General features: G+C 40.1%; 11 protein-coding genes. All 11 read right to left on the reverse strand.

Annotation, left to right across the window (positions count from 1 at the left end; translation table 11 throughout):
* Position 1 precedes the first annotated feature (1 nt).
* The gene (locus BAE31_RS05915; RefSeq protein WP_076839764.1) at positions 2-832 is read right to left on the reverse strand and encodes a carbohydrate ABC transporter permease; all 831 of its coding nucleotides are present in this window, start codon (positions 830-832) and stop codon (positions 2-4) included.
* Positions 832-1,764, reverse strand: a complete 933-nt coding sequence (locus BAE31_RS05920; RefSeq protein WP_041109782.1) for a carbohydrate ABC transporter permease — start codon at positions 1,762-1,764, stop codon at positions 832-834. Before BAE31_RS05920 ends, BAE31_RS05915 begins: the two co-directional genes overlap by 1 nt.
* Positions 1,765-1,794: 30 nt before the next feature.
* Positions 1,795-3,051 (reverse strand): ABC transporter substrate-binding protein, encoded by a 1,257-nt coding sequence (locus BAE31_RS05925; RefSeq protein ID WP_076839766.1) that lies wholly within the window; start codon positions 3,049-3,051, stop codon positions 1,795-1,797.
* A gap of 218 nt (positions 3,052-3,269) precedes the next feature.
* A complete protein-coding gene (locus BAE31_RS05930) occupies positions 3,270-4,310 on the reverse strand; it encodes a LacI family DNA-binding transcriptional regulator (RefSeq protein ID WP_076839767.1) in 1,041 nt (346 codons plus the stop codon).
* Between the two features lie 185 nt (positions 4,311-4,495).
* Positions 4,496-5,188 carry a D-allulose 6-phosphate 3-epimerase gene (gene alsE, locus BAE31_RS05935; RefSeq protein WP_076839769.1) on the reverse strand — a complete coding sequence of 231 codons (693 nt, stop codon included), beginning with the start codon at positions 5,186-5,188 and terminating at the stop codon, positions 4,496-4,498.
* Positions 5,189-5,205: 17 nt separating this feature from the next.
* Positions 5,206-6,468 carry a PTS ascorbate transporter subunit IIC gene (locus BAE31_RS05940; protein ID WP_076839771.1) on the reverse strand — a complete coding sequence of 421 codons (1,263 nt, stop codon included), beginning with the start codon at positions 6,466-6,468 and terminating at the stop codon, positions 5,206-5,208.
* A gap of 25 nt (positions 6,469-6,493) precedes the next feature.
* Positions 6,494-6,760 (reverse strand): PTS sugar transporter subunit IIB, encoded by a 267-nt coding sequence (locus BAE31_RS05945; RefSeq protein ID WP_039179043.1) that lies wholly within the window; start codon positions 6,758-6,760, stop codon positions 6,494-6,496.
* Positions 6,761-6,775: 15 nt separating this feature from the next.
* Positions 6,776-8,848: a BglG family transcription antiterminator gene (locus BAE31_RS05950; protein ID WP_283936066.1), complete on the reverse strand. Its 2,073-nt coding sequence runs from the start codon at positions 8,846-8,848 to the stop codon at positions 6,776-6,778.
* A gap of 353 nt (positions 8,849-9,201) precedes the next feature.
* Positions 9,202-10,074 (reverse strand): LysR family transcriptional regulator, encoded by an 873-nt coding sequence (locus tag BAE31_RS05955; RefSeq protein WP_076839774.1) that lies wholly within the window; start codon positions 10,072-10,074, stop codon positions 9,202-9,204.
* Between the two features lie 187 nt (positions 10,075-10,261).
* Positions 10,262-11,749 carry an FAD-dependent tricarballylate dehydrogenase TcuA gene (tcuA, locus tag BAE31_RS05960; protein ID WP_076839775.1) on the reverse strand — a complete coding sequence of 496 codons (1,488 nt, stop codon included), beginning with the start codon at positions 11,747-11,749 and terminating at the stop codon, positions 10,262-10,264.
* Positions 11,750-12,090: 341 nt separating this feature from the next.
* Entirely contained in the window at positions 12,091-13,053 is a 963-nt protein-coding gene (locus tag BAE31_RS05965; RefSeq protein ID WP_076839777.1) for a helix-turn-helix transcriptional regulator, read from the reverse strand.
* Positions 13,054-13,151 lie beyond the last annotated feature (98 nt).

The following is a 13,151-nucleotide window of genomic DNA, read 5'->3' on the forward strand; positions in this document are numbered from 1 at the left end:
GCTAGCCTTTGACAGAGCCTTGTGAAAGCCCTGCGATAAAATATTTTTGCAAAAGTAAAAACATCGTGACCATTGGCAGCATCGCAATGAGTGCAGCTGCCCCAACGAGCTGAAGCTGATGCTGATTTTGACCAAAAAAATGGGATAAGGCGACTGTGAGTGTATGCATCTCTTTATCTTGCAAAAAGAAGATAGCAAATTGATAGTCGTTCCAAATATACACGCAGGCAATGATTAATACAGAAGCGGTAATGGGCTTCAGAAGCGGAAAAACGACAGTGAAAAAAACTCTGAGTGTCCCTGCTCCATCAATACGGGCAGCTTCTTCAAGCTCCTTTGGAATTGTCGACCGGATAAAGCCTGCATATAAGAAAATTGTCAGCGGCAAAAAAGCAGCGACATTATTTAAAATAGCAATTTGATAGGTATTCATCATCCCGATTTGAACGACCATTTTATAGAGCGGGACAAGGGCTGTGAGTGGTGGAATGACCATAATGGCAATAAATAAAACATAGACCGCTTTATTCAGCCTTGTGTTCCTTCTTGCAAGCGGATAGGCTGCAAGAGATCCAAAGATAATGAGCAATACAGCGGAACTGAACGTAATGATCACTGTATTCAAAAAGGACTGGCCAAGCTGAGCCTCTGTCCATGCTGTGCGGAAGTTTTCAAGATGCAGCGTTTTTGGAAACAGCCATTTTGAACTAAAATCTCCTATCCCCTTTAATGATGTCGTCACCAAAATATAAAATGGAATGAGGTGCAGCAATGTGATCAATAGTGCGAGGACGGAGTACCATCTTTTCTTGCGTTTATAGGCGTTATCCATCACACCTCGGTCTCCTTTCGTTTGAAATAAATCAGCGCTGCGACACTAATGACAAGGATGATGACCGCCATGAATACCCCTTGCGTCGCTGCATAGCCTGCATCCTGACGTTTGAAATACAGATCATACATAAAGGTCGACATGGATTGCGAGGAATCTCCAGGTCCGCCGCCCGTGAGTGCCACAATGACATCAAAGAGCTTGAGCCCGCCAATGACATTCAGCACAACATTAATGGTGATCGACGGCATAAGCAGCGGCAATGTAATCCGCCTGAATTGCTGGAAGCTCGATGCGCCGTCTAATTGCGCCGATTCATAATAATCCTTAGGAATACTTTGAAGTCCTGCTAAATAAATGATCATGGCAATCCCGACGAATTGATATGTGTTGACAAGCACAATGATCCATGTGTTTAATTCCGGGTTGCCGAGCGCATTTATTTGATCAAATCCAAAAAGTGTCACCACATCATTTAAGGCACCGCCTTGGTAAGCAAACACAAAATACCAAATATAGCCCATCGCAATCGGGCTGATCATGACAGGTAAATAGATGACCGTTCTTGTGATGGCTTTCATCTTTAAGCTTTGATTTAATAAAAGAGCATATCCAAGTCCGATGATATTTTGCAAGATGGTGCTCCCAATTCCATAGAGAAGCGTGTTTTTGACAACAAGCCATGTCGCTTGATCCTGAAGCAGCCGCTCATATTGCTCAAGACCAATCCATTGATAAGTTTGTGAGAAACCGTTCCAATTTGTAAAAGAAAGCAGAATGCCGTTCAAAAAAGGATAAATGATAAAGGTACTGACGACGAGAACAGCTGGCATGTACATCCACCAAAGTGAGGAATTCTGGCGTTTTTGTATCTTTTGTTTTGGTAAAGAGGTGAATGCGGCTGGCTGCTTTGCTTTTGTGATGTCATTCATTGGCTTCACTCCTGTTTCAGCATCCATCAGCTATTGTTTTTTCAGACGCTTATATTCCTCTTCCATTTTCTTTGATAACTGTTCTGGTGTGATGGAGCCTGCTAATAATTCTTGACCCGTTGTTGCCATGACTGCCCACATTCCGCTTGGTAAGTATTTTCGATCGAAATACGGTTCAATCTTCACCTGTTCGTATTGATCGTAAAATGTAGAGTAATAGTTTTTCGCTTTCACTTGTTTTAGAGCTGTTTCAGAGGATGTGCCCTCTGCGATTTTTTTTGCGTTTTCAGGTTTTGCTAAAAAATCGATGAATTGTTTTGCTTCTTTTATATGCTTAGAGTCTTTCCAAGCAGCAACAGTAAAACGTTCTCCGCCAATCCAGCTTTGTTCATCTCCTTCATGAATGGCTGGAACAGGCATCGTACCTACTTTGATCGATGAATTCAGTTCTGTTGCTTCAGGTCCTAAAGATCCACCGACAAAGGTGAAGGCGATTTTGTTTTGTGCCATGAGTTCAGGCGCTTGAGAGAGTTTCGCTGTCAGGACATCCTTGTTTAAAAGGTCTTGATCCTTCAGATCTTTCATGAATTGTGCAAGCGGTGTATAGAGAGACCAATCAAATGATCCGTTTTCAAGTTCCTTTCCGTATTGATGCTTTTGATCGGTGATTAATAAAGGCGTCGCCAGCTCATCAAAGACTTGGGCAATATTTGAGTTATCTCCTCCTGGTATCCAGAGCGGCACAACCTCTCCTTTGCTCTTTTCTTTCACTGTCAGCAAAGCAGATTTTAATTCATCAAGTGTTCTAGGGACTTCTATACCATATTCCTTTAATAGATTGGCATTAAAGCTAAGCCCGTCTTTTGCTTGATTCAGCGGATAAGCGTACACTTTCCCATCTTGGTCTTTTAAAATCTGGTCGAGTGAAGGATCAAGCTGTTTGACCCAATCCATCTCTTTTAAATCAGCCACATACTCGCTATAGCGCAGTTTGGCCCAGCCATGTGTATCAAACAGGTCTGGCATATCGTTTGCTCCCATTTTGACGCGGATCATATCTTCATAGCTGTTGCCTGGGAAATTAGCATCGATTCGAATCTGCTCATGCTCCTTCTCAAACTCGCGAATGACTTCTTCAAACGCTTTTCTTTCCCCGCTGTTGCTCATCGTTGAAAATAGCGTCAAGGTGACCTTTCCATTTGCTTCAGATGAGCTGTTATTACCGCAAGCAGACAAAATCATGGTCAAGAACATGGCTGCAGTCAGCAGCATGATTTTTTTATTCATGGTTTCCTCCTTTTAATCACTGAAAATTCAGACGATAATCGGTAGAATTCATGCAGTTGCGGAAACAAAGGAAGTCCATTATACTGGAATTCTATTCTTTTCAAAGAGATAAGAGAGCATACCGGCAGGCTGCCTTGTGTTCAGCATGATCTGGCCATCATGCTATGCAGCTTGCTTTCTGCTTTTTTGTCTCTTTTTTGTGTGCTGAAATCTATGGTTCACCCCCTTTCATGGATGAGACATGTACTGCCTCGCTCGATGAGTGTTGTTGGCACGACGACTTTTAGAGGAAGTTTTCTTCCGTTTATTCTCTCAAGCAAAAGCTTCAGACCGACTTCCCCCATTTCTTCTGTATATACTTTGACGGTCGTAAGCGGCGGGCTTGAAAATGACGCGGCTTCAATGTCATTAAACCCAACAATGGATACATCTGAAGGTACGTGTAGACCGGCTTCATGCAAAGCGCGCATTGCGCCGATTGCCATAGAGTCACTTCCAATGAAAAAGGCTTGCGGCAGTTTTCCCTTTTTGATCGCTTGCTGCATAAGCGTATAGCCTTCTTGCATGGAGTATTCACCAATGTGGATGTCTTCCATATGAAGGGCTCCCGCCTCCTGCATTCTTTTCATAAACGTCGTTTGTCTTTCGTCCTCAATCACAGCATTACCTTCGAAATAATGCTCCCGCTCTTTCCCGCCAATATAGCCTAGATGTGTATAGCCGAGAGATTGCAGATGACGAATGGCACGATCTGCCGCTCTGACAAAGTCCACATGTACACAATCATACAAATCTTCATCTGCATAATGATTGATAAAAACAATGTGTTCCATTCGATTTGTCATTTTTTCAACCGTATCGGGGCTAATTCGTCCAATGACAATCAAACCGTCAATATCCTTTAGCATCGCCCCTTTATCCATGCTTCTTAGGCGAAAGGTATGGAGAGTGGACAAGTCTTGTTTGGCACATTCTTTTTCAATTCCTTTTCGAATCGATGAAAAAAAGGGATCATTTAATTCTTCGTCAATGGATTGAGCGACAACGACACCGATGACTGGGGATTCAGATGGCCTTTTTTCTTCTGCTTGATCGGCTTTTCTTGCTCTCACTGGGGTATAGTTTAACTTCTTAGCAATGTCGAGGATGTTTTGTCTCGTTGCGTGTGAAACGGCCAGTGTTTGATCGCCATTTAACACACGGGATACAGTGGAAACGGACACTTTTGCATCATGAGCAATATCTTTGAGTGTGGTCATAGGCAAACTCCTCATTATTATTTGACTAAATATTTACTAAAGATATTTGAAGGATAACATATAAATAAAGCGCTTTCAATTGTGAATTTGTGATTTTTACTTTGTTTTTGGGTAAGTTTTGGTGAGTGAATTGTGTTTTAGTAAAATTTTCGTAAAAAAGAGGATGGGTTTCATCCTCTTTTTTACTAACGTGATTCAATTGAGGCTGTTTCTTTTGCAAATATTTGCTTCATTGTTTCCCAAGCAGTGTCGAGTTCTTTATGAAGTCCAAATAAACCTGAGGTGCCGATGATGTAGATCTCATTGCCAGCCTCAGCAAGCAGCCGGAATGTGCTCTCATTACAAGAGCCGTCTACTTCAATTGAAAACGAGTATCCTCCGTTTTTTTTGATATCTCTCACCTGTTTAATTTTTTGAAGCATTTCTTTAATAAAAGGCTGTCCGGCAAAGCCTGGATCGATCGTCATGATCGTCACTCTGTCTATTAAATGAATAAAGGAATCTAGCGCCGCAACTGGTGTGGCGGGATTTAGAACAAAGCCAACCTCACATTTTCTTTGATGAATATGCCGGATGATTCGAAAAGCATCTTTTTGCACGACTTCTGGGTGTAAACAAATCATCGTTGCGCCTGCATCAATACATGCATCGATTAAAAATTCCTGCGGGTGTTCGGCCATTAGATGAACATCAATCGGTAAATTTGTCAGTTTCCGAAGCTGTTCAATGAAAAAGGGTGATAACGTAATATTCTTCACATAATGTCCATCCATCACGTCGACATGGTACCGGTCTGCTCTTGTGTTGAGAAGATGAATTTGTTCACGGAAGTGCGTTAGATCCATGCACATCAGTGAAGGTGAAAAAATGGCTGTCATTCTCAGGCTCCTCCTTTTTACAGCTGAAATAAAAACTTGATCAATCCAATCAAGATTCCGATGATACCAAAGTCTGTATCTCCAAACGTTGTCCCTTCAAAGCCAAGGGCTCCTAACACAGGTAATAAACAGGCAGGTAAAAAGGAAAGAAGCAATCCATTTACAAAGGCCCCAGCGACAGCACCTCTTACCCCTCCTGTTGCATTGCCATACACTCCTGCTGTAGCACCGCAAAAAAAGTGCGGGACAAGACCAGGGACAATGACAGTTAAACCAAACAAAGGTAAAAGAAAAATGGATACAATGCCTCCTGCAAAGCTGCATAAAAAACCGATAATGACCGCATTTGGCGCAAATGGAAAAACGGTTGGCGCATCAAGTGCCGGCTTTGCCCCCTTCACGAATCGATCGGCAATTCCTTTAAACGCAGGCACGATCTCGCCAATGGCCATCCGTACCCCTGCTAAAATAATGTACACACCAGCAGCAAACGTAATCGCCTGAATGAGAATGAAGACAGCGAAGTTCGTGCCCCCGCTAATTTGTTCTATATAAGGAATTCCTGCAAACGGTGCAATCGCAAAGAACAGCAAAGCCATCGTAATCGAAATGGCAACAGATGTATCTCTTAGAAAACCGAGTGATTTAGGCACTTGAATGGTTTCCGTTGATTTTTCTGGAGATCCAACCCATTTGCCGATCATTCCCGCAGTAAAATAACCGAAAGTACTGAAGTGTCCGAGCGCGAGATCATTGCTTCCGGTGACTTTCCTCGTAAACGGTTGAAGGATTGCGGGTGCAATGACCATAGCTGCACCTAATATCATTGAGCCAGTGGAAATGAGCAGCCACCCGTGCAGGCCAGCTGTCGAGAGAACGACGGCGAGCATCGCCGCCATATACAACGTGTGGTGACCAGTCAAAAAGACGTATTTAAGGGGTGTGAATCTTGCAAGTAACAAATTGACCAGCATACCAAAAATCATGATGAGTGCTGTCTGTGTACCGAATTCCTTTTGAGCAATGGCGGCCATAGCATCTGTATTTGGGACAACCCCTTGAATGTGAAAGGATGCTTCAAACATCTTTCGAAAAACCCCAAGTGAATCAGAGACGACTGTAGCGCCCGCTCCTAATATTAAGAAACCCATGGTTGTTTTCAAGGTGCCTGACACAGTGTCTGCGGCTGATTTTTTCTGCAAAAGTAAACCGGCTAGTGCAAACAAACCGATGAGAATGGCAGGTGTGCCCAATATATCGTTCATGATCAGTTCTATCATGATGTGAATCCCCCTTTTTCATGACTTAAATGTGTTGACGAAGCACGTCTTTAATGGCTTTCTGGTCTAGTAAATTATTTAAGCCAGCCACATTTCTTGTGCCGTCATTCAGCTGGTCAATAATATCAGCTGCGCCGATATAAAGGTCTGCTTGTTCATTTTTACTTGTACTGAGATCGGTATGATCTACTTCAGCTTTAAGACCTAATTCTTCTAATGCTTTTTTGACATTCATTTCTACAATAAAGCTGCTTCCTAACCCGTTTCCACATACAACAAGAATTTTTTTCATTTTCTTACTCCCCCTTTATACTTCTGAAAATTGATCAATTAGTTTTTGAACTGATGCTAAATCTTCTGCTTCAATCAATTGTTTCGTGCGTTTCTCTTCACTTAACAGCATGGTCAGCTGTTTAAGTGCTTTCAAGTGGCTCATGCTGTCAATAGCGGCTAACACAATGACGAGCCGCACCTGCTTTTTTCCATCCTTTGAAAACGAAATGGGCTGGTTGAATGACATGAGCGTCATGCTCAATTTGTTCACGCCATCCTCGGGCCTTGCATGTGGGATGGCCACTTGTGGTGCAATGACAATATAAGGACCATTTTGATGAACAGACTGTATCATGGCTTCTACATAACTTGGTTTAATAGCATTTTGATCAAGTAAAGGCTGCGCCGCTTTTGTAATCGCCTTTTGCCATGTGTCTGCTGTTTGGTGGAGCTTGATGGTTTGTTCTGTTAATAAATCATTTAACACTGGGTTCCACCCTTTCTGATAGGATACATATGTGGGATGAAGCAGCTCCCGAATGTCATGAAGCAGTGCTTGTTTATTTTGTACGATGGTATGCTGCTGAATGATGTTGAATAAAGCGTTTACATGCCCCTCGTCACTCTTCGTTTCTACGCCTTTTCCGTATTGAAGTAATGTTTTTTTCTCATAGGCAGTTAAAATAGGATGAACGAGATGAACTGGTTTTCCTTTAAACGAAATAGGTGTTGTGGACACAACGAAATCTGCATCAACTGCTGCTAATTCTTCATATGCACGCTTTGATAACAGTCCGCGTACTTCAATGTAGCCGATTAATTCGAGAAGCTGAGTTTTCAGCATGTTACTTGTGCCAATTCCTTCCCCGCAGACAATGTATACAGAACGCCTTACAATGGATGAAATTCCTTCTCTTCTCATCCAGCTGCCAAAATGCATGGTGAGATATGCAATTTCATGGTCACTCAACTTTGAACAGGCCGCCTTTTCTAAATGGCAAGCAACTTTTTGAGTGATTTCAAACACTTCTGGCTGTGCTTTTTTTATAGAATCCGTCAATTCATTGATCATACCAATGTGATAGATGAGCCTGTAATAAGCTGGAATTAAATGCATTGTTAAGTTTTGCTCCAATGCTTTTGGTTCTTGAAAGGAAATACAAGCATATCTCTGAAAGTCCAATATCATTTGTCTGGCGATGGTGCGAATGAGATGTTCTTCTGGTTTTTTAATTGATGGAAGTTTTTGTTTTTTGGCACTGAGCCATAAGGTGCTAAGAAAATAGATCTCATCATCATGAACAATGAGACCGGCCTCTTTTTGAATCTGCGCCATGAAACGAATAGCAGCCAAGCATTCCTCTGTTTCCTGCAATGTTCGCTTTTCTTCGTTTGAAATGTGTACAGCATGCCCTAGCTTCATCCGCTTGAAGTAGAAAAAGAGATCCAAAGAGAGCTGATCCAGCATCTCATCTGCAAATTCAAGCTTAAGTTCTTGTTCTGACTGCTGGAGGAGATGGTGTACTCGTTTGGATGAAATAGGTCCCTTTAACCAAAACGACGGAAACGTTTTTTCGTTTTTTATCATGGTGCGAATGAAATGTATATAAGGTTTGAGTGCCAATCGAATGGCTCTTTCGTCTCCTGAAATGGCATAGCCGCTTGCTGCCTGATAGCGGAGTGTGATCTCCTGCTTGAAAAGCGCTTCTTTTAGCTGTTTCATATCCTCAAGCAATGTATTTCGGCTCACCTTTGTCATCTTCATAAAATCATCAATTCTTAGGCAATGCTCGCTGCATGCAATGGATAAAAGCAAGATAGCCCTTCGTTCTTTTACACATGGTTCATAATCGTGACCAACAAGAATGGTATCAGCTTTTTGAAGAATGACTTCTTTTTCATGAGGATTTAAATAATAGCCAAGATGGCCTTTTCGCTGCACACCACTAAGCTGATGAGTTTCCAGCCAGCTGTTCATTCGTTTGATTTCAGCGTAAACGGTTCGAGTTGAGACATTCATTCGATTCTGTAAATCTTCTATTGATAGATAAGATGTCGTATGAAGCAGCATAGATAGTAACGTCGTGCCCCTTTTGGTTAAGTACAGTTGGAATTCCTCCTTTCTTCCCTTTGCTTATAAGTCTAATCAACTCATATGCATCAAAGAAGTCCAAATGTCTTCAGCACGTGCTGTGCAGCGATTGTGTGCTTTTTTCATAAGAAAAACACACCATTTGAGTGTGCTTTCAGGCTTGTATACAAAGAGTTCTTTGCCTTCTTTTGCGTGTTTGCGAACCAATAAACGCAAAAAACCTTGAATGATATAAAGCCAGCCAAGGTTTTTTCACTTCTTATCATCTTTTGATTTCTTTTCCCTTGGCTACTGCCCATGCATACCGTTGCATCGAGTGAATGCGATTTCAAAAAAGAATGTCTTTTAAGAACAAATATAAAATGATGTCATAATACAGATAAAACTTGTTCTCCTCTTAGGAATTCAATAAATGCTTTAACAGATTTAGTCTCTGTAGTTTTCTGATCATACATGAGCCAAGTATCTCTAGTTAATGGCTTTTTCTTAGTATCATATATTTCCATTGTATATAGTTTATCTGAATTTCTTAAGCAAATCTCGGGTGCTATCGAGTACCCAAGCCCTTGCTTCACCATTTCTTTGCATGTCTCATGTCGATCAACTTTCATAGCTATGTTTGGTTGCAGGACTAGATTGTCGTACATCCAATCATCGAGAATAGTCTTTAAAGAATTATCAGTCTCATATTTTATAAATGGTAACAAAGGAAGCTGTCCTATATTAATGGGATCTCTAGAGATGATTAGTAATTTTTCTTTTGTAAGCCTCTCCTTCTCTCCTTTCCATCGATGGTCCCCTCTAATTATTCCAACTTGTACAATACCTGCATCTAATAACTTCATGACATCAGTGCTCCATCCAGTTTGCACACTAAATTGGACATTGGGATATATGTTAGAAAAATCTCTAAGTAATTTAGGGAGCTTATATTGTGCGAAATTGCTGGAAATGCCAAGTCTTAAGTGTCCCTGTATCTCTTTTCCTAAGTTAACGATTTTATCCTTGGTATCCTGCAGTTCCTTTAACATTCTTCGTGCATAGAAAACTAAATGCTCTCCCTCTACAGTAAAGGTAATTCCCTTATGTCTTTTGTTAAACAATTTAATCTCAAAAACTTCCTCAATCTTATTTACTCTATAAGTAATTGAGGGCTGAGATGTATACAATTTTTCCGCTGTTTTTGTTAAATTTTGCTCATTGTAAAGGATATCAAGTAAAATCCAATCTTTTTCATCCATAGTGGTCATCCTTTCTAAGTTTATTATAATTATAGATGTTTTCTTGTTAAATTGAATAATACTTTATTTTGTACATCCTACACGAACCTTATAACACGAAGTATACGTACTGATTTACATGCAGAGAGCATATCAAATAGGTAAGGGGGACTCTTTAAGAGTCCCCCCTTACCCTATAGCCCTATTTCTATGCATGTTGTTTTAGAAATGATGCAGCATTGAAACCAGCAGTTTTTCCAAATACTGAACCAGACATTAAACCTGAACCACCTGGATAGTTCTCATAGAAAATACCCCCTACCATCTCACCAGCTACGTATAAACCCTTGATAGGTTTATTTTTAGAATTTAAAACCTCTGCATTTGTATTCACTCGAAGACCGCCAAATGCAAAGGTAACACCGCATGTTACCGGATAAGCATAATAAGGTGCTTGATCTATTGTCAGCGCCCAATTTGTTTTTGGTGGCGTTATCCCTACAGTCCCCTTTCCATCCTTAATGGAAGGATTATAGTCTCCTTCTTGCACGGACAAATTATATTCTTGTATCGTATCTTTAAACACTTCTTTACTGATTTTCATAAGGTCTGCAAGTTCTTCTAAGCTATCAGCTTGATAGCAGGTAGCTTCGTCCAAAGTATATTCATCGCGTAATAATGGATGTACTTTGGCATCAAATACTTGAAATGCTTTATGACCGGGCTGCTTGAGGATTTCTCTTCCATATTTAGCGTACGTATAATTCCTAAAATCTGCTCCTTCATCTACAAATCTCTTCCCTTCCAAATTAAACATTAAGCCAAGTGGAAAAGAGGATTTCTTGTAAATATCGCCAGGCTTGTTAAAATCACCAACCGCTGGAGCATTATAATCAGTGCCTATAGAATGGCAGCTGCTCCAATCTCCATATTTAGAAGCACCAGCTTTCACTGCCATATCCAAGCCGTCTCCAGTGTTATATTCCGTACCTCTGACAATCGCACCTTCCCATTCCTTACCCAGGAATTCGATTCTCATCTTTTTATTTGCTTCAAAACTACCACATGCAAGAATGACGGTTTTAGAATAAATTTGAACTAACTCACCGTTCTTTTCGACTACTACACCCGTTACCCCATCATCAACACTAATTAAATCAACCGTTCTGGCATCATACTTCACTTTTATTCCTAATTGATCAACACGCTGATAAAGTTGTTTGATGAGGCCAACACCTTTTCCAGAAGTCTTAAGAGGTAAACCACCCCAAAAATGCCGCTTTCCTTCTTTTTCATATGACTGATTATCATAATTTAATTCAAATTTTACTCCGTTTTTATACATCCACTTAATAGTTTCAAAAGATTTTGAAATTAAATGGTGGGCTAATTTGTTATCACTTTTACCAGAAGTCACTCTCATCAAATCATTCATGAAATCATCCTCTGTATAAGTAGGCATTACAATATGTTCTGAGTCATAATCTGTCAAATCCGGAAGTACTTCTCTTAACATATCTAATCTGTTATAGGCTACTCGAATTGCACCATCTGTGAAATATGAATTTCCTCCACGTTTTTCAATAGGTGCCCTTTCAAGAACAAGTACATTTGCCCCTCCTTCATGTGCACTAATAGCAGCACACAAAGCCGCATTACCCCCGCCAACAACGATAACATCATATGAGTTATTCACTCAGCTACTCCTCCTTGACTTTATTTGGTAACATAAATGTGACTGTACATTAATGTTAAAGAAGATATAGCCATAAGTGAAATATATGTTTTTTTAATTCAATTTAAAATTTTGTTTATAACTGTTGATTACTTGCAATTATTAATAGGTTTATCTATGTAAACATTTAGCTAATTAAGCACGGACTATTAGATAAATTCTCTAGAGATAATGGTTCAAACTAATATGAAGGAGTTAGATCCCTCTACAATATAAAAATGCCTTCCCAGTTAAGGAAGAGGCACTTTCTAAAAAACCTATTTACTTATGGTACGGTTACCATGAGGTCTAACCAGCATTGATTATGGACAATATAGGAGTAGTCTCTCTTGTAACCCTTCCAAGATTTCTACAGGCATTTCCCGGACCTTGATATCATCGCCTAGGAAAAATAGCCAATTTGTCATTTCCGTTATTTCTTCTGAATGATTAACATCGATAAAAGTCTTTAATATGGCTGTAGTTTGATAAGGATTCGTATAAGAAATTGACATTTTGAAAGGATGGTATTTTTTGAACTGTGCAATTGCCTTTGGACCAAGTTCAAGGACAAGGTTAATTACTTCTTCCTGTTTAATTAGTTTTTCTAAAATCTTTTTCCTGCTTAATCGAATATTTGTAGAGCATGGTTCTACATCTGTGAGATGGTCGACAGGCAAAATCCGTTTCTTCTCCTCCTTTAAATCAAAGCCTTCAATCAGCCACAGGCTTTTTTCACGATAAAGATTCAAGAGGTAAATAGGATAGGACTTTATCACGTTCTCCTCTCTCATGGTAATCAGTAAATATCGATCCAAAATAAGCAGTTGGATTAATTTTTCTAATATGGGATGAGGGAGATCTGTCAAATCAAGCAGATCAGGATTATTCGGATTAGTCCCTTCAAATAGTAAGAGGCGATTTAAAAGAACAAGGTCATCTTGCTGGGTTTCTGAGATGAGTCCTAGTAATTTTTCAGCTAAAGACTGGCGACTCTTTAAATAAGGAAGTTGTTGGTTTCTCGTGGCCATAAAGGCAATAAAAAGAGCTTTAATCTCATTATCGGTAAAACGAACAGTTGGCAGGACAGAGTTGTTCATCACAAAATATCCCCCGTCCCTTCCGACTTCTGCGACAAGCGGCATCCCCATAGCTTCAATTTCTCTGATGTCTCTAATTGCTGTCGAACGAGAGATATTAAATTCTCTCATGATTTCAGAAATTGTAAAGTTGGCGCGGTTGTTAATATACCGCATGATGGTATTAATCCGTTCAACTTTTTTCATCTGGTCCCCCCTAAACAGTATCATTTTTTGACATGGTTTAAGCCTATTATATATTTATCAAGTGAAAAGAAAAAACATTTGATCAATTTTTGAAATGG

The organism is Bacillus sp. I-2, from assembly GCF_001974945.1.
In the GTDB taxonomy this organism is placed as follows: domain Bacteria; phylum Bacillota; class Bacilli; order Bacillales; family Bacillaceae; genus Bacillus; species Bacillus safensis.

Bases quoted from the DNA above. Each gene is read 5' to 3' on its own strand.
- BAE31_RS05915 (WP_076839764.1), bottom strand. From the start codon at position 832: ATGGATAACGCCTATAAACGCAAGAAAAGATGGTACTCCGTCCTCGCA.
- BAE31_RS05920 (WP_041109782.1), bottom strand. From the start codon at position 1,764: ATGAATGACATCACAAAAGCAAAGCAGCCAGCCGCATTCACCTCTTTA.
- BAE31_RS05925 (WP_076839766.1), bottom strand. From the start codon at position 3,051: ATGAATAAAAAAATCATGCTGCTGACTGCAGCCATGTTCTTGACCATG.
- BAE31_RS05930 (WP_076839767.1), bottom strand. From the start codon at position 4,310: ATGACCACACTCAAAGATATTGCTCATGATGCAAAAGTGTCCGTTTCC.
- alsE (WP_076839769.1), bottom strand. From the start codon at position 5,188: ATGACAGCCATTTTTTCACCTTCACTGATGTGCATGGATCTAACGCAC.
- BAE31_RS05940 (WP_076839771.1), bottom strand. From the start codon at position 6,468: ATGATAGAACTGATCATGAACGATATATTGGGCACACCTGCCATTCTC.
- BAE31_RS05945 (WP_039179043.1), bottom strand. From the start codon at position 6,760: ATGAAAAAAATTCTTGTTGTATGTGGAAACGGGTTAGGAAGCAGCTTT.
- BAE31_RS05955 (WP_076839774.1), bottom strand. From the start codon at position 10,074: ATGGATGAAAAAGATTGGATTTTACTTGATATCCTTTACAATGAGCAA.
- BAE31_RS05965 (WP_076839777.1), bottom strand. From the start codon at position 13,053: ATGAAAAAAGTTGAACGGATTAATACCATCATGCGGTATATTAACAAC.